The organism is Clostridium sp., assembly GCF_022482905.1.
Classification (GTDB): domain Bacteria; phylum Bacillota; class Clostridia; order Clostridiales; family Clostridiaceae; genus Clostridium_B.
On sequence record NZ_JAKVOI010000001.1, the window covers coordinates 622,129 to 647,287 of the forward strand.

The window sequence follows — 25,159 nt, forward strand, 5'->3', positions numbered from 1 at the left end:
TTTAGGTTATAATGTATTATATAATAAAAGAGAAAACTACTGTAGAGCAGATTATAAAATGGAGAGTGTTGTAATGGGCAGGGCATATACGGAAGAGGAAAGAGAAAAGATCAGGATAAAAATTAAACAATATGGAAAGGAAATGTTTGAAAAAGATGGCTTTAAGAATTTCCGTATTCAGAAGCTGACTAAACAGGTTGGAATTTCCCTGGGAGGATTTTATACTTTTTTTAAGAACAAGGAATCTCTTTACAGGGAAATTTTAAATGATGAAAAAAATAGAATACGTGCAAAGATAATTGACTGGGTAAAAGAATATAATATAGGACCAAGAGATTTTTTTATAGAGATTTCAGATAAATTTCAGGAAAAAGCCAGGGAAAACAAATTATATGAAGCCAGGGAGGCATATAATCTTGTAGATGAAGTATTCCTTGATACAAATGATTCAAACAAAAAGGAAAACCTGGCTTTTATACAGAAACTCAGAGAAATATGGGAAAAGAGAAGTATTTATTTAAATAGATCAAATAAAGAAATATACGGAGTACTGGCACTGTTTGGAATTGTAGCTGTGAAATGGTATGTAATCGATGAAAGTATATTTGAAAAATTATATTTGGAGGTCTGTGGCAATTTAATCGGAAAAGTAGTACAAAAAGCAGATTTCCAGCTTTAGACGAGTTTTTTGAAAGCAGGAAAAGCTTTGTACAGTCCGTCTATGAAAAAATATTGACTTTTTCATAGACGGGTATTATAGCCTGAAGCAGGGCATAAATAACTTGAAATCAGGTTGATTATATAAAATGCATGAGAATGATGATCATGTTCATTGAGAAAGGGGCGGGTGATTATTGTGTATGTAATAAATTTAAACAAAATCGGAAAAGGTGATGTGATGCTGGCAGGGGGAAAGGCTGCCAATTTGGGTGAGATGATTCAGGCAGGTTTTCCGGTACCGTCAGGTTTTTGTATAACCAGTGAAGGCTATGATCAGTTTATAATGAAAAATAAATTTCAGAGTGTTATAGAAAAATATCTGAAAAAAATTTATCTGGACGGGAGCAGAAGCAGAGAATTGTCACAGGAATTGATGGATTTGCTGTCCAGAGGAAGATTTCCGGAGGAAATGAAAGAAGATATTGTGAAGGAATATGAAAAGCTTGGAGAAAAGGTTCCCGCAGCAGTTCGCTCCTCAGCTACAGCTGAAGACCTGCCTGAAGCAAGTTTTGCAGGTCAGCAGGAAACTTATCTGAATGTCAGGGGTAAAGAAAACATACTTGATGCTGTGAAAAAATGTTTTTCATCCCTTTGGTCTGAGAGAGCAATAGAGTACAGAAAAAAAACAGGATATGACAGGAGAAAGATATCTCTGGCTGTTGTAGTGCAGAAGATGATAGAGGGAGATGTATCCGGAGTACTCTTTACTGTAAATCCAACTAATGAAAATACTCATGAAATGATGATAAATGCATCCTATGGACTGGGGGAAGCTGTTGTATCCGGAAAGGTCACGCCTGATATTTTTATCTGGGACAGAAAAGGAGGCAAAATCACAGACGAGATTTTAGGAAGCAAGAAAATGAGCATCCTGTACCGGAAAAACGGAGGTACAATTCAGGTGGAAAATGAAGAAAAAAATAGGAATAAATTTTCCTTGAGCCGCAGGGAAATTGAAGAGCTTGTGAAAATGGCAGGAAATATCGAAGGGCATTATGGTCATCCACAGGATATAGAATGGGCGGTTAAGAATAATAAAATTTATATTCTTCAGTCCAGGGAAATCACTACACTCGGCAGGAATACAGAAGAGCAGATGAAAACTGCAAAGCTCTCTAAAACTCAGTCTGAAATTATGAACAATCTTATCGAACACTGCCCTACTCCAATTTATCCATTGGAGTTTGAACCTTTTAATCATATAACAAAAGTTAAATTGGAGCTGCTTTCTCAATTTGGCATTCTCATGAAAAGTCAGCTTGGTATGAGAGATGATGGTACGGTATTTATAGAAAAATCAAGTATACATATTTCTCCTAAGATACTTAAGCTTCCCTTTAAGATAAAGCATTTTCTAGACTATTCAAATAATTTGAGGCATACCAAAGATATTTTCGGCAGCGTGAATTACAGGCTTTCAAAAATAGAGAAAGATAAGATTCAAAATGATCTTCAGAAACTTTCTCTTGGAGAGCTGCTGGATTGTCTGGGGGAAATAATGAAAATTTCAGATGAAATTGTCTATGTACGTTTCAGATATAATATATTTCCCGGATTTTTAACAAGCAAGCTCATTCATTCAAAACTTCAGAAAATAAAAAAGGGTATGACGGAATATGACCTTTTAAGCAATTTGAGCTACAGGACCTGGAATATGAATAAGGCCGTAGAAAAGCTTGCTCAAATAGTAAATGAGGATAATAATTTAAAAGATGGAATTCTACAGCTGAAATGTGAAGGTGGAAAGGAGCTTGAAATGAAGCTGGAGAATATGGCATGCTCCTATAGAAAATTTGGGGACTTTTACAGGAATATATTGCAGGAGTTTGGCTGGAAATCCATCAACAGCTACCAGGCGTTCAGTACGGTTTCGTGGAATGAGGACAAAGGCAGCCTCATTACCCTGATTAAGGTGGGCATGAAGAATAAAGCTGGAGAATATGACAGAAATAAATATGATGACATATGCAGCAGAATATGGGATATTTTTTCAAAGAGGACAGCTGATAAGATGCTTGAAAAAGTAGCACAGATAAGATGTTATCATGTTAACAGGGAAGATAGTTTGTACATGCTTGAAAAATGTTATGGCCTTTCAAGAAAAATTCTTGGGGAAATCACAATTAAATTTCCTGAGATATTCAAGTATAGAAAGGATATATTATATTTGACTTTAGATGAAGTGTACAGTCTTAACGAAAGTCAGGACAAAAAATTTTTTGTAGATAAAATTAAAATAAGGGAAAAAAGCCGGGAAAAAAATAAAATACTATGTGAAAGTCTCGAGTTGGGCGGCAAAAATAATGGAAAAAATGTATTAAAAGGGGTCTGTGGCAACAGAGGAAAGGCTTCAGGCCGGGTTTGTATTGTAAAAGATATGGATGAATTTTCAAAACTTGAAAGTGGGGATATACTGGTTTGCAGATATACGGATCCTTCCTGGACTCCATTGTTTTCCATTGCAAAAGCAGTGGTTTCCGATACTGGAGGACCTCTTTCCCATAGTGCCATTGTAGCCAGGGAATACAATATTCCTGCGGTGCTTGGCTGTGGCAGTGCTACAAGTGTACTTAAAGATGGAGACAATGTAGTAGTGGATGGAGACAGGGGAACCGTCAAATTTTATTTAAGATAAACCCTTTACTGGATGTTTTATACCAATCCCCATACTTCCCCAATATATAACATATACCGCTTTTTCATTGGCGTTCAAGAAGCGCAGGTATGTGCAAAAAAACATATTGAAAATGAGTATCAATTGAGATATAATTAAGTTATTATCAAAGTTCAAATTGGTTGTAGATATAGTACCTAACAGGAGGTTTAAAATGATACAAAAATTGACTGGAATTCCAGAAACACTTCTTATACCGCTTTGGGCAAGGGCGGTTGAAACAAAGCGGAAAGATTCCATGTTTAAGGATTATATGGCAGTGGAAATGGTTGAAAAAATTGATTATGATTTTTCAAAATTTGATGGAGCGTGGGTTTCACAAACTGGTGTTGCTGTCCGTACTGAGCTATTTGACAATGAAACCCGGAAATTTATAAATAGGAATTCTGAAGCTGTGATTGTGAACATAGGCTGTGGATTGGATACACGATATTTTAGAGTGGATAATGGGAAAATCGTGTGGTATGATCTGGATCTGCCGGAGCCTATCAGAATAAAGAAAAAATTTTTAAAAGAAACGAAAAGATACAGGATGATATCCAAATCGGTTTTAGATTATCCATGGATTCAAGAAATAGATGCTCTTGGACGAGCTGTACTTATTATAGCTGAAGGAGTACTCATGTATTTTGAAGAAAGTGAAATCAAAGAGCTTATGAACAAATTGGTGAAAGGATTCCCGGAGTCGGAAATGATTTTTGAAATGATGACTCCAATGGTAGTAAAAGGCAGCAGACATCATGATACTGCCAAGAAGGTCGGAGTTACATTCAAATGGGGCATAAAGTCAGGAAAGGAAATGCTGAAATACAATAAAAATATTGAATTTGTATCAGAGAAAAATTTTTTTGACTACCATAAAGCAAGATGGAGATGGCTGAGGATACCGTCACTTATTCCTGCCTTTAAAAACAATTTTAACGACAGATTAGTACATTTAAGATTTTTATAAATTATGTTTGGATACTGCTAAAAAATCCTCATAAATTTTTGTCAGGTACTTGACAAGTCCACTTTGAATTATTATACTATAGTCAAGTACTTGACAAAATACCTAGGTAATTAAAATTAGTGAAAGGAAGGTATTTCACATGAGTGAAATAAGAGAAGAAATTTTAGAACAGTTCACATATCTGCATAAACTACTGCACCGTTATCAAATGCAAAATCTTAGGAATTTTGGACCTTTTAGCAATCCACATAGAGGTCAGGGTCGTGTTCTTTCAATATTGAAGATGAAACCCGAAATTAGTCAGAAAGAATTGACTTATCTTTTAGATATGAGCAGGCAGGCTCTGGCGGAACTTCTGAGCAAATTGGAAAAAAACGAATATATCCAGCGTGAGACATCAGAGAAAGACCGTCGCAGCTTCAATGTAAAACTGACTGAAAAAGGTGCTGCAGCAGCCAGTGAGATAGATGATGATGCGTCGCCTGAACTGGAGAAAGTGTTTGACTGCCTGAGCAATGAGGAACTATCCAATCTCAGTGAATATCTCAAGCGTATTATTAAAGGGCTTCAAGAGCAGTTCGGAGGCGACAACGAGGATTTTGGCAAACAGATGCTGGAGAAATTTATGGAACATGGCCATCACTTCAGGGGACATGGAGATGTTTTCTTTGGAGGTGGATTTCATCATGGATGGTACGGCGGCAGACATGATAATGACAGCGAAAAGAAGAGAGATTGATATGATTTAAGCATATAATAATATAGGGCTTTCTCCACTATATAAAGCTAAGGCCAATGCTTGATAAAATGAAGCATTGGCCTGTATTTTCTATTGCTATTTTCTCTTCAATTTTTTTAGAGTTTTTTTAACCCGTTCATTGTTGGGATTTATCTGTATAACCTGCTCATAGTGTTCTATTGCCTTGATATAATTTTTAGTGTGTTCATATATGATTCCAATATTTAAGTTGTATAATTCACTATCAGGACATAGTTCCAGTGCCTTTGACAAGTATTCTATGGATTTGCCGTATTGTTTTAGCTTATCGTACAACAATCCGATATTGTTATACGCCTCATGATAGTCAGGTGATATTTCCAGTGCCATCTTGAAGTATGTGAGGGATTTGTCATAATCATTTAAATTATAAAAGTATAAAATCCCCAAATTGTTATAGGCAAGTAAAAAATTCGGATCAATTTTCAGAGCCCGCTCATAGTCCGATACAGCAGCATCATACTTTTTTATATTTCTGTAGGAAAATCCTCTGCCGTTGTGGGCAGTTGCATCTTCCGGGTTCAATTCTATGGCTTTTGTATAATATTCTATGGACTTTTTGAACTGCCCCAAATGGCCGTATATATTTCCAAGATTACTGTAGGCAGTGCTATGATTGGGATTCAGTTTCAGTACTTTTTCAAAATCCTGTTTTGCGTTGTCGTACTTACCCAATTCACGGTACAGTAGTCCTCTTTCGTTATAAATTTCTGTGTATTTGGATTCTGTTTCCAGGGTGTTTTCTATGGCATCGGTATATATCTCCACAGCTTTTTTATATTCGTGCATGCTGGTATATACATTTGCCAGATAATAATAATAATCTATATTATTTGGATTTAATTCCATAGCCTTGTAAAAGAACTCGACGGATTCTTCAAGACGATCCAGAAGTCCTAGGGCCAGTGCTTTTTCATAGTATATGCTGCTGTCTTCAATATTCATTTTCAAGACTCTGTTGCACAGGTCAACTATATCCTCATATTTTCTCAATTTGGAAAGAATTTTGATTTTATTCAGGTATAAATCTAAAAAATAGGGGAATATTCTTAAGGAATCATTACAGAAACTCAAGGCAGCATCATAAAGTCCGAGCTGAAACAATGAAAAGGTCTTGTGAGCATATGCATGAGCCAAACCTGGATTCAAATTTATAGCTTTATCGCAGGCATGAACAGCCTCTTCAAATTCTCCGAGTTTGCACAGTATATCACTTTTATTGTTGTACAAAATTGCATATTTGTCATTTATGCTCTCTGCGCGGTTGTAATATTCCAAAGCTTCTCTGTATCTGCCCAGGTCCTGCAACAGTAGGCCCTTGAAATAGTATGACTCCCAGTTATCAGGATTCAATTCTATGGATTTATTCATGTAGATCTCAGCCTCTTTTTCCATATTTAAGGCTTTTAGTGTATTACCAAGCAGAAGATATATTCTAAAATCAATAGACGTATTTTTTTCAGCATCTTTAATCAGTGAATAGCATTTTTCAAAATTGCTTACATTGAAATAACATCTGGCAAGTTCGTATTGAAAATCCGGATTTTTTTTGTATTTGTCAATCAAATAGTAATTTGCAGAAATAAATTTTGCACGTATTTCCCTATCATAAGGATATCTGTCCATTAAAGTGTCAAATAATTCTCTGGCTTTTTCAAAATCCCCAAGGCAAAAACAGCAATCCGCGGCTCCATACATTGAACTCATGCTATGCGGATTCAAAAGAAGTGCTTTGTTATAATCTTCCCGGGCTTCATTTACTCTACCCAATCTCAGAAATGCATTTCCTCTGTTTAAATGTGCTTCGAAATCATTTTTATTTTCCAGAATAACATCAGTAAATATTTCTACAGCTTTATCTACATTATTTGTGAACAGATAATACCTTCCATTCAAAATTCTCATATCTGGATGATAGGGATAAATTCTAAGGCTGATGTCCAATATTTTTCTGGTCTGATATATATGATTGGCTTTCAGTTCACTGTTGGCCTCATAGTAATTTTTTATATAACTGTCATAATCAATGGGTATATCCTTTTTAAATAGTTCATACCGGAACCCAAAGTCTTTATCTATATTGTTTAATATAAAATCAATGAAATTGTGGGGGAATTTTTTATATAATTCCTCCTTTTTTTCACTCCAGGAGAAATACTCATCTAAAATTTTCCATATTTTATGGGGCAGATAGTAATTATCCATAAGAAAATTTAGAAGTTCATAACTTATTTCTTTTGATGTATCAATCTGATAACATATATCTTCATTTAAAATACCATACCAGTTGTCTGCATTTATTCTTTCAAAAAAATTGTCATATAATTTATCTACACCTGATATCCATTGTTGTACTGGGGATTCTTCAATGCTGAAGTTTTCCAAATCATTATTTGTTTGGCTCAAATCTGCCTTCAAGGCAGTCTCATAAGCTTCTCTGAGAATTTGAAATCCATCAGGGTCCTCTTCTGGATGGTGGAGGTTCAATTTTTCCATATAAGCTTCTTTTATCACATTTTTATCACCAGTAGGTTTTATTCCCAATATATCCCAAAAATTCATAATGACCTCATCTCTTCAATTTGTGCAAATAATTCTTTTAATTTTTCTGCAGCTTTTTTTATTTCCTGCTCATCCTGTTTCTGTAGAATATCCTCGAAAAGCTGTAAATTATAATCCAATATTTCTCTGATTTCACCTACTGATTCTTCATACAACCTTTCGCCTTTTGCTATGAGAAGTTTGTTTTCTTCCTTGTCTCTCGGGTGAATTTTGAGGCTGCTTAATTCTTGAAGCCTTTTTTCAATCTCTTCTTTAGACATATAACCTGGATTTTTTTCAATTACAATTCTTTTTTTGAGCCCAGTGGATACTACTGTCACTTCAACTTCCAGAATTCCGTTTATATCATAGGTATATCTTATATCAACGGCCTGCTGTCCCGCTGGTGAAGGAGGAATGTCCACATTGATTTCTCCAAGCAGTATATTATCTTTTGTCAGTCTGCTTTCTCCCTGCAGTATTTCTACATTGATTATCTTCTGATTATCCTGTATTGTATATAATCTTTCAGTTTTACTTACTGGAATTACAGTGTTTCTCTCAATTATAGGGCAGAAATGGCCTGATTCATAATATCCGCCGGGTTTCTTTACTGAAACATCAGTACCCAGTGTATAAGGGCATACGTCTGTAAGAACTACCTCTCTCAAATGCATATTCCTCTCTTTCATGGCACCCTGTATTCCTGCACCAAGTGCTACGGCTTCATCTGGATTTATACTTGTATTTGGAATACGCCCGAATAATTTGCTTACAAAAGTTCTGACAAGGGGAAGTTTTGTTGCACCACCCACTAGAACTATGGAATCAATTTCCTTTGCCTTTATCTCTGCATCATTTAATGCTCTTTCCACAGGCCTCCTAAGCCTTAATATCAAACTCTGACAGGCTTTTTCATACTCTCCAATATTAAAATTGCATTTTAATATTTTACCGTCTATTTTGCAGCTCATTGAAGTTTCCCTGCTGGTGGAAAATCCAATTTTAGCTTTCTCTGCCTGCTTTTTAATAATTGCCAGAGTTTTATAGTTTAGATTTTCCATATTCAAATTGTTTTTCTTTAAAAACAGTGACAGAATAATGTCAGTAAAATCCTCTCCTCCAAGGTAATTGTCTCCAGCTACAGCACGTACTTCCATTACATTTTTGTACAGTTCCAGTATGGACACGTCAAAAGTTCCGCCGCCCAAATCAAAAACAAGGAATTTGGTGCTTAATTCCTGTTGATGAAGTCCATAAGCTATAGCCGCAGCAGTAGGTTCGTTTATAAGCCTTTCAACCTTCAGACCCGCCAGTTCCCCGGCTCTCTTTGTAGCTTTTCTCTGGGTGTCGTTAAAATAGGCGGGAACGCTTATAATGGCCTCTTTTACGGATTTTCCAAGATATGCTTCGGCGTCTTTTTTCAATGAACGGATTATCAGCGCAGATAATTCTTCTGGCAGAAAGCTTCTGTCACCCAGCGTGAAAATCTTTTTGGAACCCATGTTTCTTTTGAATACACTTGCGGTCATGTCCGGATGTGTTATCTGTCTTTCCTTTGCAATCTTACCTACAAATATTTGGCCGGAATCATCCATGCTTACCACGGAAGGTGTTATGTTTTCATCAAAAACATTGGGGATTATTACGGACTCGTTTCCATTCCAGTATGAAACCAAACTGTTGGTAGTTCCCAGATCTATTCCTATAATAGGCATTTTAAAATTTCCCCTGTTCAGTATAATCTTTGTCACTTGAAAAGCTGCTGGCTGAATCTAAATTTGATATAATTGTTTCACTGTCCGGATATTTAACCCTTATTTTATTATAGATGTTTTTCGACTCTTCATATTTTCCCATATGGAGACAGCAGTCCGCAAGGCCATATTGTACATCTGTGCTGTCAGATGACAGTTCAAGGCACTTTTTATAATCTCCATAAGCATGTTCAAGTTTCCCAATTCGTACATATACATGGGCTCTGTATAGATGCGCCTCGAAGTCTTCATTATCCAGACCTATGGCATAGGATAATTTATCAAGGGACATTTTAATATTATTTACCTCGGAATAGTATCTTCCTTCCAGAATAATCAGATCCAGATGCTTCGGGAAAATTTCCTTAGCTTCTAGGATTGATTTTTGACACGTGTATAAATTCTTGTTTTTTAATGCAAAGTACGCTTCATAATATAGATTTATAAAGTCATCGTAGGAACCATTTATATTTTCCTCAAATAGGTCATATCTCAGTTTATATTGGAAATTTATATTTGACAATACAAATTGTATGAAGGTTTTAGAGAATGCACTGCTGAGTTCCTCACTTCTAGTACTCCACTTGAAATATTTGTTGAAAAGTATCCACACTTTATAGGGCAAGTTGCGGTTGTCTGTAAGAAAATTCAGCAATTCATTGCTTGAGGTTTTAATCCCAAGTTTTGAAATTGAGTCATCTATAAGCATGTTCCATCTTTTAATATCAATTCTTGAAGAGAAATTATCGTACAAATCTTTAAGAGTGTTATTGAATTCGACAACGGCATTTTCAGTATAAGTTTCTCTTTTTTTAAAATTCCTAAATAAGTTAATCATAACAATCCTGCCTTTTCCATACTTGGTCATATTATATAAATTTTACAATAAAACTTGTAAATTTTCCATACATCAGTTGAAAATTAGATTATTGATTTATAGTAGAAAGTAAATTATTGTATGGTATAATTATATGAATAAAACAATGGGAGGTCCAAAATGGAAAAAATACAATATGTTTGTCCAAAGTGTGGCAGCAGGGAATATGAATCGGATCAATTTCAGGCAACAGGAGGAAATTTCGCAAAAATATTTGATGTACAGAATAAGAAGTTTATTACTGTCAGCTGCAAGAGATGTGGGTATACGGAATTGTATAAAGATCAGTCTTCTACTGGATGGAATATTTTAGATTTGCTAATAGGAAATTAACCTATTAGCTTTTATAAAAATTAGAATCATTAAATATTATTTATAGATACTCCAGATTCACATTTAAAGAGAAGACAGGTATATGGACACCAACTATTTGCAGCTATACTTTCATGTGATAAAAAGGGATATAATCTTATAGGCGGGTTAAAAACAAATCGTATTATTTACCCGAAAGGGTTTGGCATTCAAATTAAACAGTTTACCCAATATATTGAAAAGAATGATGTTTGCCTCGTTACAGTAAACAATTCTCAATACTGGGTTTATCGTTATGAAAGTGCCCTGAAAGGTATTGATAATGTAGTAGTTTTACTATGCTGGCAAAAACAGCTTTAAAAAAGAAGGAGCGCTCCGTGCATTCTTATGCACTTATATGGAATTAAGCAGTCAAACTATTCTTGAATATTACAGCAATAGATGGCCTATAAAGATATTTTTTAGGCAGACTAAAAACAACATTGGAATCAATAGATATCAGGTTAGATCTTCTAAAGCTATTGATAGAATATTATTATTGGCTTGTTTAACTTATATATAATGTAGACACTGAAACAAAAGAAATAATGTTTGAAATTTTAAAAGTTAGAAAAACTAATGCAATATTAATAATTATTTCTCATATTACTAAAGGAATAGACTTTATAGATAAAATTATTGAAATATAAAATGACAAAAAACTCTATACCTAGACATACTGAGTAAATTGGAAAAAAACGAATATATCCAACGTGAGAAATCAGACAAAGACCGCCGCAGCCAGTGAGATATCGGAGGTGACAACGAGGATTTTCGCAAACAGATGCTGGAGAAACTTATGGAACATGGACATCACTTCAGGGGACATGGAGACATTTCCTTTGGAGTATGACCCCTTAAAGTAGACATGGCAAATAACCAAAACTACGTTAAGGGTGCTTCTCTATGTCTAGAAAATAAGTTCATTGAATATGTATAATTCTTAAAGTACTTGTAAAACTATTTTAAGTAAGATATATAGAGGAGAAGTTTGAAACTAAAAGTAGTGGGTGGCCAATAAAAAAGTGCATAACAAACAAGCCATTCACAAGTAATGGATGGAATAAATTGTCATTATAAAATCAGGCTTACGCAGTCACAACAGGATCATCAATTATTGTGTAACCTCTTTTCCTGAACAGTTCCAGAGCTTGTGACCTTGTCAGAATCTTGGATTCCTTGACAGGGCGATGCTCCAAAAACCCTTCCGGAGTATATGGCTCCAGTTTGCTTAAGATGTTCCAGATAGCGGTCAGAAGCATCTTGCAAACAGCAATGATAGCCTTTTTGTGTCCCCTGTGGGTTTTGATTCTGTGATACCTCTCTTTGAATTCAGGATGCTTTTTGGATTTTATTAATGCGCTGGCAAGCTGAACAAGAAGAGGCTTCAAATAACAACCAGCACGAGAAATACGTGTGGATTTCACTTTACCAGCACTTTGGTCGTTACGTGGGCAACAACCAGCCCAGGAAACCAGATGTTTGGATGACGGGAACACCGACATATCGGGACCAATCTCAGAGAGAATGACAATAGCGGTCATCGAATTTTTATCTAACCCTGGAATCGTGTAAAGAAAATCCAAAACAGCGGAGAAGGGTTCTGCAATCAGAAGGATCTCCTGCTCAATTTCCTGTCTGTGGGCTTCAAGCTCGTCGATGTGTGCGAGACATTGTCGGAGTTTGACAGCCTGCTCAGGGGAAATGGCACCATCGACAGCTGACTGTATTTCTTCAAGCGGAGTTTTACAACGTCCATCGACAAAAGGAGCAACGTCAAAGCGTTCACCCGGATGGTCGAGCATGTAGTTGGTGATAGATCTGGAAGATTTACCAAATACATCGCTGAAAACATCATCAAGCTTTAGATTTGAGACAGTAAGACAGTTCTGGGCACGGTTCTTTTCACCGGACAGCATATTTGTCAGCTTAAAGCGATAACGTATCAGGTCACGCAGCTGACGAACTTCAGGGGAAGGAATAAAGCTTGGTTTGATCATATCGCACATAAAAAGATCACAGATCCATCTGGCATCCTTGACATCGGTTTTATTTCCTTTTTGAGGCTTTGTATATTTCGGATGTGCAAGGGTAACAAAACAGGTTTTCTCAAGGATGTTGAATACAGGAATCCAATACTTGCCGGAGGATTCCATACAGACATCCAAACAGGAGTATTTAGCAAGCCATTCAGCTAATTCTTTTAGACCTTTAGAAAAGGAAGAAAAACGAGCCTGTTTGTACTCAGTACGTCCATTGGTATCGGTAATTCCGATGCAGGCATAGATCCAGGTTTTGTGGACATCAAGTCCACAGCAGTTTTTACGAAAGATTTTAAACATAGAGTTCCTCCTACAAAAAGAATGGTAGGGCTGGCAGGGACTGGTCATCCGGCGAAATCGAGTCAACTTCGGAAGAGATAAGTTTACGGGCTACTGTTTTGCGCCATTCATTGATGCCTTAACGGATGACCGACCTATATAACTATACGGGGTTGCCGCTATACAGCCTCGCCACTCACCTCCTCAGGTTCTGTAGTGTGCCAGCGACCTACAAGAGAAGAATAACACAAAAAAGAGCGAAAGGAAGATGGGAGTTGAAGGGTTTCATAACCCCATCGGTGCCTTTCGCAGAAAGGTGGATTATAACTATGAATAAATTTATAATTGAGTCACAACAGCAAATTGATTTGAGAACTTTTGATCCTAACGATACTGATGGATTATCAAAGGATTCCATTAATGAAGAATACTTAAATTTACAAAAGAAGTTTGCACACCTTCAGGATATTTTCTATGCTTCCAAAAAATTTGCACTGCTTATAGTACTGCAGGGAATAGACTGCAGTGGCAAGGATGGAAGTACCAGGAAACTACTCACCGGAATAAATCCCAATGGATTCAGAGTAGAAAGCTTTAAAGAGCCAACTCAAGAAGAATTAGGGCACGATTATCTTTGGAGAATACACAAATCAGTTCCCCAAAGGGGCATCATAACCATTTTTAACAGATCATATTATGAAGATGTACTGGTTACACGCGTACACGGGCTTATAGATGATAATACAGCTTTTAATAGATTCAAAGAAATAAATATGTTTGAAAAATTTCTTGTAAACAACAATACTGTAATAATAAAATTTTTTCTGCATATATCAAAGGACTTTCAGAAGAAAAAATTAGAAGATAGATTGGAGATTCCAGAAAAGCACTGGAAATTTTCAGCATCAGATCTTAAGGAGAGAAAGTTTTGGAATAAGTACCAGCAATATTACGAAGACTTGCTATGTAATTGCAGTACCGATGAAGCTCCATGGAATATTGTTCCTGCCAATAAAAGATGGTTTAGAGACTATATTGTGTTAAAAACTACGGTGAATGTACTTAATAATCTAAAGTTAAAATATCCAGATATAGATGAAAATATAAAAGAGCTCATAAATAAAGTTAAGGAAAGCAATTAGATTAATCCATACATTTATTTTATCTATGCTGTTTCTAAGCCATTTCCATTTAATATAAAAATCATTCAATTCTTGTTTGCCTAAATTAGAAGGGCTTATAATTAAGTAGAACTTACAATATTTGGCAAAGATTTAATAGAATATACACATAACACAGGGAGATGATATTTTATATGTGCACAAAAAGAGTAAGAACAATTATTGGAGCCGTACTTATGTCCTTGAACTGGCCTGAGGGGAGTGATAATGTAGTGCTGGTGTCTGGCGAAGGTTATGCGGATGCAGTAAGTGCTTCAGTATTGGACAAGAAACTGGATGCACCAATACTTTTAACCACACCTGACACACTGAGCTCGGATACCAGGACAGCACTTGATGCATTGAAACCAAAAAACATATATATTGTTGGTGGGGAGGGCTTTTCAGACGTTCTCTCAGCAGCACCAGCAGCTGCTGCAAAAGATGAAATATTACTTTTAGCTGATAATGATAAAACTTCAACTAAATCGACAATTGATTTTATAAAAGCAAATAATTCGAAAGTCACGGTTATTGGAACTTCGAATATAATAAATGATGATATGTACAAAACTTTCGGAGCAGCTCAGAGGGTAGATGGAGAAGTATACAGATTTGCAACAAACTTGAATGTATTGAACAATTTCAAAGAAATTTTCAAGACTGATAAATTATATATTGCAAATGCAAGTTCAGCTACACCGGATAATCTGTATGCAGATGTATTGGCAGCTTCAGCAGTTGCCGGAAAGTATTCAGCACCACTGGTATTAGTTGACACTGAAGGTTCAAGTGCAACAACAGATGCAATAGCGTATATCAGGAATAATACTGCAGACAGTACTGATTTGCAAATCTAAAAAAACCGATTCAATTTTGAAAGCATATTTTTATTTTGTGCCCATTAATGATAACGAAAATTTAAAAATTGAAAAGCTTAAAATAGATGAATTTAAACGTAATGGATTTACTGTTGTTGAATGGGGTGGTATTATAGTGCTGTAAAAGCGGGTAAAGGAATATGGTCCAATATTTATGTGGATAGCATCAGCAAGACCAGTATGATATCCTATACTGAACCTATATATTTAAAGAATCAATTGGTGGGAGTTGCCGGTATAGATATGTCCTTTGATGACCTAAAAAAATTAATATTGTCTACCAAATTATATGATACAGGAAATGCTTTTTTATTAAGTAATAATTATGATTTTTTAGTGGATAAGTACAGCAAGGATACAAAATTTGTTGATAATCTTATGAAAAAATTTAACTCCACATCAGAAGAATTATTAGCCACAATAAAAGATATATTAAAAGTTATAGAAAATGTGGACAAGGCGCCAGTAATGGAACAGCTGAAACTACAGATATTGCTCAAAATTTAATCTATATAACTTCAAAAGCCAATAAAATTTTAGATCTGGCAAAGGAATCAAAGAGTTCGTCAGAAAGACTAATGAAAGCTATTTTAAAATTCAAACTTTAGTCCATCTGAGTTGTTTTCACTCCTGATTCATGCAATATTGCAGCCTATTATAATAATCTTCATCAAATCTTCATAGATTTTGTAATTGATTCTTTAAAAATTTCCTTTAAAATGGAAGTTAGAATAAAGATCAAGAGGAGGATTGTCATGGAGAAATATTATAGGAAAGCTGCTTTGCTTGGAATTTTGATGAGTATACTGTGGTTGCTTTTGGTAAATACGCAGCCATTTTCAGATTTTGCCTATTACGATGGACTGGCCAGACAGATAGCTAACGGAGGGCTTTGGGGAGACACCTACACTTCTGTTGGGTATCCCATTGTGCTGGGGTTTGTATATAGAATTTTTGGCAGCAGTCTGACTGCAGCAAAAATTTTTAATTTAATGCTTACATTCGTAAACTATGTACTTTTTTATAAAATATTAAAAAAGGCAGATTTGAGTGAAAAGAAACGTAGATTTATATATGGTCTATTTGTTGTTTTTCCCAGCAATATATTTTACAATAGTATTCTGGCTGGGGAAATACTATTTACTACAATATTGTTTTTAATAACGTATTTGTATTTCTATGATGTTAAATATAAATATATACTGATTGGGATACTGACGGCTACAGGGGCCATGATAAAACCATTTTTCCTGGGGGTTTTCCTTCTGTTTTTTATAGTGGAACTGTCCTTGAAAATAAAGTTTTTGACGGTATTGAAACATTCACTTATCATATTTATGATAAGTGCCATAGCCCTATCTCCGTGGTTGTATAGGAATACCAGACTTATGGGGCAGTTAACTTTTATATCCAACAACGGAGGAATAGTACTTTATATAAACAATAATTCCCAGAACAGATATGGCATGTGGATGGATGCCGGAAATGTGGACAATTCTATTGTTAAAAAGACTGAGTATATAAGTGCCAATGCTACACAAAAAAACAAAATGCTCTCCAGGGCAGCCTGGAAATGGATAAAAGCACATCCTGCAGAATTCATTCAGCTTGGGTTCAAAAGGCTGTTTATTACCTACATTGGTTTCAGTGAAATAGGCTATAGTTTCAACGGCTCAAACATAAATCCAATTTTAAAATTTATATTTATATTTTATGCTTATGCTGTAAGATATATGATATTTATTCCAGCTCTGATTATGCTTCTTGTATATAGTATAAAGACAATTAAGAGATTTTCAAGCAAAAAATCTGTAGATTGCTATTTGATATACAATCTTATTTGTTTCTACATGTTTGCCCTTGTGTATTTTATTTCTGAAGGTCAGCCCCGATATTCGTTTCCCTGTACCTTTGTCATGATTTACTTTTTCTCATGTTTTTTGGATAAAATTTATTCTATAAAATTCGCAGGAAAGATCAGACGTTGAAAAATGTTATAATTAAGTTGAAGTTCAAACTTTGGACTGCAGAGAGGTGAATATTGGAATGAGGGGACACACTGTATTGGTAGTAGATGATGACAAGGATATTCTGGATATAATAAAAATTTATCTCCAGAATGACAGGTTTGAGGTGATTACTGCTTGCGACGGAGGGGCAGCAATAGAAAAATTGAAAGAGCAGGATGTGGATTTGATAATATTGGATATAATGATGCCTGGCCAAGATGGTCTGCATACCTGCCTTGAAATTAGAAAAGAGAAAAAGATACCCATAATAATGCTTTCTGCAAAAGATGATCCAAGCAGTAAAATATTAGGTCTTGATATTGGGGCTGATGACTATATGACCAAGCCTTTCAACCCACTGGAGCTGGTGGCCAGGGTAAGATCCCAAATCAGAAGATATTCGGAATTCAATGGGGAAAGTACTCAGAACAAAAGTAAAATTATTATAGACGATCTACTTATAGATAATGAATCCCATCAGGTATATGTAGGAGGAAATCCAGTGGAACTTACTCCCATTGAATTTTCTATTTTGAAGGTGCTTGCAGAGAACAGGGGAAGGGTACTCAGTACAGAGATCATATATGAAAATGTATGGAATGAACCTTTTTACAATTCCAAGAATACTGTGGCAGTTCATATAAGAAACATAAGAGGAAAAATAGAGATAAATCCGGAAAAGCCAGAATACATAAAAGTGGTCTGGGGAGTAGGCTATAGAATTGATAAATAGAGTTAAAACATTTTTTCTAAAAAGCATATCCAGGCAACTTCTTATTATCAATATATTTAGTTTCATGGTGCTGGTAATTGGAATAGTTGTTTCTGTCCAGATCATAATTTCTGATAAAAATAACACCCAAAATTTTGTCAATGCGTCAAATGATGCTTATGTACAGGTTGTAAGATATGTTAAGTCCACTGATCTTCAAAATAATTGCTATATAGATAATCTGGCAAAATTGAATAATGTGAATATAGCAGTTGCCGACATGAAGGGCAATGTAGTTCTTAAATCAAATGCAGTAAAAGACAGATATATGGATTTGAATTCTATAAGAGAGTGTATGGTGAAAGATCACACTGGGAAAACAGTATATGAATTATATGATTTGAATATATCAGGAAACAAGTATGCACTTGTTACATGGAAAGTTTCAGGATCTTACTATGAAATATTCAAACATGTATTTATAATAGCATTCCCAATTGTAATTTCACTGGGAATAGTTTATCTCTGGTCCTATAAAAAAGTCAGGTATATAAAATATATTTGCAGGGGTATAGTAAAAATTTCCCGGGAAAATTTCAAGTGTAAGCTTGAGGAAAAGGGCGATGACGAACTGGTAGTTCTGGCAGAGGAAATAAATAGGATGTCCTTTAATTTGAAAAATATGCTGAATCGTGAAAAATCTCTTCAAAGGTTTAAAAATAAATTGATAACGAATATGTCCCATGATTTGAGGACTCCGCTTACAGCTTTAATTGGATATCTGTATTTGTTAAACGACGAAAACACTTCCGTAAAAGATAGAGAAATCTACAGTAAAAAATCTCTGGAAAGGGCAGAAAAGCTCAAGCTGTTGATAGACAATCTGTTTCAGTATTCAAAGCTGGAAAGCGGTGAAGTAGAACCTGAGCTTTGTAATGTGAACATAGTTGAAATTATGGAACAGATTATAGGGGAGATGTCAATTCTAGCGGAGAAATCGGGAATTGAATTTGTAAAAAAATATGATATACCGAATCTGAAATTGAATGTTGATCCCTATCTTATTAGCAGGGCTTTTCAAAATATATTGTCCAATGCTGTAAAATACAGTGTAAAAAACAGCAGTGTATACGTTGATATAACTTCAGATAAAGAAAACACAGCGGTGAGCTTTCAAAGCAAGCCCATTCAGAATTTGTCAGATGAGCAAATTGGAAAGATATTTGAAAGGTTTTATATGGGGGACAAGTCAAGAAATTCACATGAAAATAATTCAGGATTGGGACTCGCCATAGTCAAGAATATTGTGAAGCTGCATAAGGGACAAGTATGGGCGGAAAACAAAAACAATACCTTTATAATATATATCAAATTAAGAAATAATATATAAAATAACAGGGAGGATTATAATGTGAAAGATGATGTGGATTTAATAAAAAAGCCGAGTATCGGGAAAATAGTATTTAATGTATTCATAGTTTCTCTAACAATATCAGTGCTGGGACTTGTCTTTAACTTTTACTATGCATTTGGATATTTGCTTATTTTAATCATTCATGAAGCAGGGCATTATGTTTCCGCAAGATTTTTAAATTTAAAAGTTGTTTTTGAAGGGTTTACGCCTTTTGGTGCATATATTGTTACTGAAAGTATTGAAAACTGCAGGGAAAATGCAATTGTTGCAATAGGAGGACCGTTGTTTGGAGGCATACTTGGATTTATTTACTATGCAATTTATTATTTTACCGGAGATACTACATCTTTGGTGCTGGGTTCTACTGCAATAATACTGAACTTGATGAATTTAATTCCTGTAAAACCTCTTGACGGCGGACATATAGCCGAGGCAATATCTCCAATTATATGTTATATAGGTCTTCCACTTATAGTGTATTTACTTATATCTATAAAGGGTTTGAAAGGCAAAATTTTATTGTTTTTTATTCTTGGAATAGGAGTTTATGAAACATATAATTTTACTAAAAAATATAAAAATAGTTCCTATTTCAAGCTGGATAAAAACAGCAGAATAAAATTCATAGTAATTTATGGTATAATGCTAGTGCTATTGGCAGTTAGCGGTATATATCTTTATACATTATTTGATTTTAATGAATTGTTTCAAAGCATTCTTCGATATAAATAATTATTGAAGATAAATGGTTTATAGTTATGTGTCTAATAGATTTTTAACATCATTTTCTTTTTCAAATAACAGACATCCACCCTTATGTTCTCCAGTTAGCATTTTATTATCATTAAGTTTTTTGAATAATGGTGATTTTAAAGCCTCTTTTAGGCTGGATTCTTTCAAATTTACATCTGAATAGGGTGAGAGCGGGCATGGTTCTGTGTTACCATTGGCACTTATGTGAAAAAATCCTCTTCCAGCCGCCAGACATCCACCCATGTATTTCTCATCACCAGGAAATGATAAAAATACCATGTTTTCAAATGCTTGTCTTAATTCTTCCAGATTTTTTCCCAGCAAGAGGCGTTCTTTGTTTGTAGGTGCAAGTTTTTCAGTGGATTTGATTACCGGAGTATACTCTACAAATATCAGTATTTTTGTTCCTTTATTATAAAGCTCCTGCACAAATCCTTTGTTTGTGACAGTTGTTATATTTTCGGTTGTTACAGTTATAGAACATCCAAAAAAATTCTTTTTTTATTTAAATTATCCACTGCAGCCATTATTGAATTATAGGTATTTTTCCCACGCCTGGAGTCAGTTTGACACTCATTGCCTTCAATACTTATCATTGGCACCAGATTTCTATTTTTATCAAATAAATTCATATAATCTTCATCAAGCATGGTTCCATTTGTGAAAATCGGAAAAACTATTTCTTTAACAGAAGAAGCTTTTTCAATAATACTTCTTCTCATTAAGGGTTCTCCACCTAAAAGCAATATAAATGAGATCCCAAGTTCCTTTGCTTCATTGAATATATTTTCCCATCTTTCTTCTGATATTTCGCTACTCTTTAAATTATCTCCGCAGGAGTTATTGGCCCGTGCATAACATCCCTTGCAGTATAAATTGCAGTTTGAGCAAATACTTGCCATTAAAAATGGAGGAATATGTTGTCCTTCACTTTCAAGAATATTTCTTCTATTCTTTGCAGCTGTTACCGATAGCATATACTTTATTAAAAATTTAGTTTCTTTTGGATTTTTTACAGATGATTTCAAAACGTTCTTTATTATAATTTCAATACCATTGCTCATATATTCAGATAAATTAAATGCTTTTTCCATTATTAACCTCCAAAGCTTCTGATTCGATCAATAGATTCAATTCCATATCGATGAGTTCATCTCTTTCTTTTTTGTTCATAATGTCAATTTTACTGAAAGATTTAAATTCATCTGCTCTATAAAATACCAGTTGCATAAATGAAATCAATTGATATGAAATAATTCTGCACTTTTTCTCACTTTTGTTTTCTTTAAAACAACTTTTGACCAAGGGAAGTATTTCCAGAGCTTGAATAAATTTTTCCTTTAACAAAATATAGGGAAGTATCTGTTTTGTATATTTTTCATAATTGACAATCATATCACTAATACTAATCAAGAAATTTCTAAGCTTATCTTTTGGTGAACTGCTGCTGTTTGTCATATTTTGAAAATATATATCTGCGGTGTCGCCTATTAATTTATTTACTGAAATATTTACCAGTTCATCTTTGGAATTAAAGTAGTAATTTATTGTTGATAAATTCACGTTGGCTCTTTTTGTTATTTTTCTTGAGGTTATTTCTGAAATATCATCACATTCCTGCAATAATTCTATTACAGTTTTTATCAATAGAGCCTTTGTATTATTTAATTGCTTCAATTTAATACCTCGCTTTCAAACATGTTTGATACATGTTTTATTGTAACTTAATTGTAATGATATATCAATATGTCATTTGAATGATTAAGAAAAAAGTAATTTAAGATTTGGTATTTTTGTAACAGGGTTTATAGTTTTAATAGAAATATATATTAAGAAAACCTTTTATATTTAATTTTAAAGCTTTAATTATGATCAGTTTGTTATTTTATCTAGCTTATTTACAGACAAATTAGTCTTTATTATGTGATAAATAATTCGTTTAACCTTACAAAATAAAGATACATAATTAGCCTGTTATACCATTGAAAATTATGTTGAAAACGATAGAATAATAAATGGGAGGTAAAAATAATGAAAAAAATGAATATTACAAAAACAATGTACAAATCAGGTGCGCTTGCAATTGTGAGAGCCGAAACATTTGAAAGAGCGTGTGAAATTGCGGAAGGATGCATAGAAGGTGGTATTCCTGTAATGGAAATGAGTTTTACACTAAATAATGCAGGTGACATCATCAATGGCCTAGTAAAAAAATATGGTGATAGTCTATGTGTAGGATCAGGTACAGTTTTAGATTCTGAAACTGCTAGATATGCTATATTAAAAGGAGCTGAATTTATTATTGCACCAAACTATTGCCTAGAAGTTGCAAAAGTATGTAATAGATATCAGGTTCCGTATGCCCCTGGGTGTACTTCTATTTCAGCTGCTGTTGACGCATTAAGTGCTGGGGCTGCATTTATAAAGGCGTTTCCTATTTCTGATTTTTATGGGCCAAAACTAGTTAAGGTATTTAAAACTCCAATTCCAGATATGCCTATATTAGCTAGTGGTGGAATAAATTTAAATAATTTATCTAAATGGTTGGAAAATGATGTTGATATTTGTGGTTTTGGTGGTTTATTAACTAAAGGTAGTTCTAGTATGATTGCAGAAAATGCAGCTAAAATTCGAAAAATCATTGATGATTATCGTAATAAGAAATAAATAACAATATTTTATGGATTTTAGATTTGTTAAGAGAATAGTGATAGAGGTATGCCTAAGTTTTATTATATTTATATGCAGAATAATACTCTATTAATTGGATGAGTTAGTTAATGTGAATTATTTACTAGTTTGAATGAAAACTTATACTAACATCATTAATTTGGGGACGTTAGGCTGCTGTATTAGAGTAATCCTCAAGGTACATTTTACAGTGGATTTTTATGAAATAAAATAGATATTCCATTTCTATATGTGATCTTATAACCTTATTTGTGACACGGGTATTAGTAATTTATGTAGCTATTTTCCAATGGGAATACATCAATATTTACTAGCATGGTTTTCCATTAGGCAAAGATAGAAAACTAAGTTAGATAAGATTAGTATACCCTACTGGGTAGAAAATCTTAAAATAGATGAGTTGTAATGTTTGTTAGAAGTCAAGATAGTTTTCTATTGAATGTTATGACTGAATTATACAAGGAGGAATAATAAAATGAGTATTGCTTTAACAAGAGTAGACTTTAGATTAATTCATGGACAAGTAATAACTAGATGGCTCAAGCAGTGTGAAATTAATGAAATCGTTACAATAGATACTACATTAAGTAAAGATGAATTCATGCAAGAAGTATTCAAGATGGCTGCACCTAAAGGAGTGAAGATCCGAATTTTATCTGTGGAAGAAGCTGTGAAAGCTCAACAAAATAATGACTTCGAAAATAACAAGGTATTGATCTTGTTTAAGAATGTCCAAGAGTTAGATAGTGCTGTAAAAACTGGTTTAAAGCTTAAAGAAGTTCAAATTGGAGGATTAGGTGGAGGACCAGGAAGAAAAGCAGTTAATAATGCAATTACATTAGATCGCAAAGATGCCGATATTTTATTGGCTCTTGAAGAGATGGGAATTAATATTTATTTACAAACAACTCCTGATTACCCGTCCGAAACATTACAAAAAGCTGTTGCGAAGCTTTAATTAAATGAGGGGGATAAGAAATGATTATAAAAGCTGCGTTAGTCGGTTTGATTTATTGGCTTGCTATGGGTAGAGCACAATATTATTTTTCATACGCATTTCGTAATCCGGTTGTATTAGGTGTTTTTATTGGATTAGTTTTTGGAGATGTAAAGACAGGCCTAGTATATGGAGCAACAATTCAATTGATGTATATGGGTACTATTGCGGCTGGAGGTAATATTCCTAATGATCCAGGCTTGGCCGCTTGTATTGCTATTCCTGCTGCTATTGTTAACCAGCTTACTCCAACGGCTGCAGTGGCAATTGCTGTTCCTGTTGGTATATTAGGTGTTCTAATAAACAATGTTCGTCGTACAATAAATTCTTTTTACAACACAAAAGCAGATTCATTTGTAGAAAAAGGGGAATATGATAAATTATCTACGTTTTCGTTTTTATTACCTTGGCTTACAAATGGCGTGTTATATATCACTCCAGTATTTATTGCCACTTTATTTGGGCCAAATGTAATAAAAGTCTTTCTTAAAGTTATTCCAAAGTGGGTTATGAATGGGCTTGGAAATGCTGGAGGAATGTTACCAGCATTAGGATTTGCTTTAACACTAGTAGTTATGGGTAAAAAACAATATATTCCATTCTTTGTTTTAGGCTTTTTCCTGCATGCTATTTTAGGATTTTCAATGTTAACTGGTGCAGCTATTGCTCTCAGTATGGCCATGATAGTTTCATTATTTAAACAAAATGAGGAAGGAGAATCGGCATGAGTGAGATATATGAAAAAAAGAATAATATTATTACCAGGATGGATTTAATGAAAGCTTGGTTGAAATGGATTACAGCAGTTGAAGTTCCTAATAGTTTTGATAGGATGCAAGCTTTAGCTTTTGGATTTTCATTGAATAAAATACTAAGAAAAGTTTATAAGGATGATCCAGAAGAATTAAAAGAAGCAATGAAGCGTCATACGTCAATGTTTAATACTAATTGTGATTGGGGAAGTCTTATTCATGGTATTGTAATTTCACTTGAGGAAGAAAGAGCAGCAGGTAATAAGAATGTTACACCTGAAATGATTGAATCTTTGAAGATTGGACTTATGGGTCCATTAGCTGGTATTGGTGATAGTGTTGACCAGGGAATTGTAGGTACTATACCACTTGCAATTTTTGTGCCATTAGCACTTAAAGGGTCAATTATTGCTGCCTTTATGCCAGGGCTTATTTATATGGCATGGTCATATGGATTCTCATGGTTTTTGTGGCAAAAAGGATATAAATTAGGTAAAAGTGCTGTACTGGAAATTTTACATTCTGGTAAGGTTAAGAAAGTTATTGATATTGCTAGTATTGTCGGATTATTTATGATTGGATGTTTATCATCAGCGTATGTTACATTCAAATTTACGTGGGTAATCAATGCGAGTACAGCGCAAAAAGTTGCAGTACAAAGTATTTTAGATGGTATGATGCCTAAATTATTACCTTTTACTTTAGTTATGGGTATGTATCTATATATAACTAAGATAGGCCCAAAATACTTACGTCTAATCATTTATACAATGGTTTTTGCATTAGTTTTAACGTTTATTGGAGTTATTTAAATTAATG

The 25,159-nt window shown here is 34.2% G+C and carries 21 protein-coding genes and 1 pseudogene; 16 read left to right on the top strand and 6 right to left on the bottom strand.

The genetic code is table 11. From position 1 onward, the window contains the following. Positions 1-58 precede the first annotated feature (58 nt). From LKE46_RS03330 to LKE46_RS03345, 4 genes are all read left to right on the top strand, one after another. Positions 59-679, top strand: coding sequence for a TetR/AcrR family transcriptional regulator (locus LKE46_RS03330; RefSeq protein ID WP_291718410.1), 621 nt, complete (start codon positions 59-61; stop codon positions 677-679). Between the two features lie 177 nt (positions 680-856). Beyond that, positions 857-3,355 carry a PEP/pyruvate-binding domain-containing protein gene (locus tag LKE46_RS03335; RefSeq protein ID WP_291718411.1) on the top strand — a complete coding sequence of 833 codons (2,499 nt, stop codon included), beginning with the start codon at positions 857-859 and terminating at the stop codon, positions 3,353-3,355. Between the two features lie 193 nt (positions 3,356-3,548). Further along, positions 3,549-4,346, top strand: coding sequence for a class I SAM-dependent methyltransferase (locus LKE46_RS03340; RefSeq protein WP_291718412.1), 798 nt, complete (start codon positions 3,549-3,551; stop codon positions 4,344-4,346). 139 nt (positions 4,347-4,485) lie between these two features. Next, positions 4,486-5,085 (top strand): MarR family winged helix-turn-helix transcriptional regulator, encoded by a 600-nt coding sequence (locus LKE46_RS03345; protein ID WP_291718413.1) that lies wholly within the window; start codon positions 4,486-4,488, stop codon positions 5,083-5,085. A 96-nt stretch (positions 5,086-5,181) separates the two neighbouring features. Here LKE46_RS03345 and LKE46_RS03350 read toward each other — a convergent pair whose 3' ends face one another. The 3 genes from LKE46_RS03350 to LKE46_RS03360 are packed head-to-tail and all read right to left on the bottom strand — an operon-like array spanning position 5,182 to position 10,260. Further along, complete coding sequence (locus LKE46_RS03350; RefSeq protein WP_291718415.1) at positions 5,182-7,686, bottom strand: J domain-containing protein; 2,505 nt, start codon at positions 7,684-7,686, stop codon at positions 5,182-5,184. Continuing rightward, the gene (locus tag LKE46_RS03355; RefSeq protein WP_291718417.1) at positions 7,683-9,383 is read right to left on the bottom strand and encodes a molecular chaperone HscC; all 1,701 of its coding nucleotides are present in this window, start codon (positions 9,381-9,383) and stop codon (positions 7,683-7,685) included. The genes LKE46_RS03350 and LKE46_RS03355 overlap by 4 nt, the downstream gene beginning before the upstream one ends. A gap of 1 nt (position 9,384) precedes the next feature. Then, the gene (locus LKE46_RS03360; RefSeq protein WP_291718418.1) at positions 9,385-10,260 is read right to left on the bottom strand and encodes a tetratricopeptide repeat protein; all 876 of its coding nucleotides are present in this window, start codon (positions 10,258-10,260) and stop codon (positions 9,385-9,387) included. A gap of 159 nt (positions 10,261-10,419) precedes the next feature. Between LKE46_RS03360 and LKE46_RS03365 the strand changes: the two genes are divergently transcribed. Continuing rightward, positions 10,420-10,632: a zinc ribbon domain-containing protein gene (locus LKE46_RS03365; protein ID WP_291718420.1), complete on the top strand. Its 213-nt coding sequence runs from the start codon at positions 10,420-10,422 to the stop codon at positions 10,630-10,632. Between the two features lie 1,106 nt (positions 10,633-11,738). Here the strand turns inward: LKE46_RS03365 and LKE46_RS03370 are convergent. Beyond that, positions 11,739-12,992, bottom strand: coding sequence for an IS110 family transposase (locus LKE46_RS03370; protein WP_291718422.1), 1,254 nt, complete (start codon positions 12,990-12,992; stop codon positions 11,739-11,741). 308 nt (positions 12,993-13,300) lie between these two features. Between LKE46_RS03370 and LKE46_RS03375 the strand changes: the two genes are divergently transcribed. From LKE46_RS03375 to LKE46_RS03405, 7 genes are all read left to right on the top strand, one after another. Continuing rightward, entirely contained in the window at positions 13,301-14,113 is an 813-nt protein-coding gene (locus LKE46_RS03375) for a PPK2 family polyphosphate kinase (RefSeq protein ID WP_291718424.1), read from the top strand. A gap of 173 nt (positions 14,114-14,286) precedes the next feature. Further along, complete coding sequence (locus LKE46_RS03380; protein WP_291718426.1) at positions 14,287-14,991, top strand: cell wall-binding repeat-containing protein; 705 nt, start codon at positions 14,287-14,289, stop codon at positions 14,989-14,991. Between the two features lie 177 nt (positions 14,992-15,168). Further along, entirely contained in the window at positions 15,169-15,519 is a 351-nt protein-coding gene (locus LKE46_RS03385) for a hypothetical protein (RefSeq protein WP_291718428.1), read from the top strand. Positions 15,520-15,767: 248 nt separating this feature from the next. Further along, positions 15,768-17,000 (top strand): hypothetical protein, encoded by a 1,233-nt coding sequence (locus tag LKE46_RS03390; RefSeq protein WP_291718430.1) that lies wholly within the window; start codon positions 15,768-15,770, stop codon positions 16,998-17,000. Positions 17,001-17,058: 58 nt separating this feature from the next. Then, positions 17,059-17,754 carry a response regulator transcription factor gene (locus LKE46_RS03395; RefSeq protein WP_291725551.1) on the top strand — a complete coding sequence of 232 codons (696 nt, stop codon included), beginning with the start codon at positions 17,059-17,061 and terminating at the stop codon, positions 17,752-17,754. Then, complete coding sequence (locus LKE46_RS03400; protein ID WP_291718432.1) at positions 17,744-19,123, top strand: HAMP domain-containing sensor histidine kinase; 1,380 nt, start codon at positions 17,744-17,746, stop codon at positions 19,121-19,123. Before LKE46_RS03395 ends, LKE46_RS03400 begins: the two co-directional genes overlap by 11 nt. Before the next feature lie 21 nt (positions 19,124-19,144). Continuing rightward, positions 19,145-19,879: a site-2 protease family protein gene (locus tag LKE46_RS03405; protein ID WP_291718433.1), complete on the top strand. Its 735-nt coding sequence runs from the start codon at positions 19,145-19,147 to the stop codon at positions 19,877-19,879. A 24-nt stretch (positions 19,880-19,903) separates the two neighbouring features. On the opposite strand, the pseudogene LKE46_RS03410 reads toward LKE46_RS03405, so the two are convergent. Together LKE46_RS03410 and LKE46_RS03415 are read right to left on the bottom strand one after the other, a co-directional pair. Continuing rightward, positions 19,904-20,994, bottom strand: a pseudogene (locus LKE46_RS03410) (radical SAM protein). Continuing rightward, positions 20,978-21,577 carry a TetR/AcrR family transcriptional regulator gene (locus LKE46_RS03415; RefSeq protein WP_291718435.1) on the bottom strand — a complete coding sequence of 200 codons (600 nt, stop codon included), beginning with the start codon at positions 21,575-21,577 and terminating at the stop codon, positions 20,978-20,980. Before LKE46_RS03415 ends, LKE46_RS03410 begins: the two are co-directional and overlap by 17 nt. Before the next feature lie 354 nt (positions 21,578-21,931). Here LKE46_RS03415 and LKE46_RS03420 point away from each other — a divergent pair, with 354 nt between their 5' ends. From LKE46_RS03420 to LKE46_RS03435, 4 genes are all read left to right on the top strand, one after another. Then, a complete protein-coding gene (locus tag LKE46_RS03420; RefSeq protein ID WP_291718437.1) occupies positions 21,932-22,567 on the top strand; it encodes a ketohydroxyglutarate aldolase in 636 nt (211 codons plus the stop codon). A 499-nt stretch (positions 22,568-23,066) separates the two neighbouring features. Then, entirely contained in the window at positions 23,067-23,549 is a 483-nt protein-coding gene (locus tag LKE46_RS03425; RefSeq protein WP_291718439.1) for a PTS system mannose/fructose/N-acetylgalactosamine-transporter subunit IIB, read from the top strand. 20 nt (positions 23,550-23,569) lie between these two features. Next, positions 23,570-24,316, top strand: coding sequence for a PTS mannose/fructose/sorbose/N-acetylgalactosamine transporter subunit IIC (locus tag LKE46_RS03430; protein ID WP_291718441.1), 747 nt, complete (start codon positions 23,570-23,572; stop codon positions 24,314-24,316). Next, positions 24,313-25,152 carry a PTS system mannose/fructose/sorbose family transporter subunit IID gene (locus LKE46_RS03435; protein WP_291718444.1) on the top strand — a complete coding sequence of 280 codons (840 nt, stop codon included), beginning with the start codon at positions 24,313-24,315 and terminating at the stop codon, positions 25,150-25,152. Before LKE46_RS03430 ends, LKE46_RS03435 begins: the two co-directional genes overlap by 4 nt. The last annotated feature ends 7 nt before the right edge of the window (positions 25,153-25,159 follow it).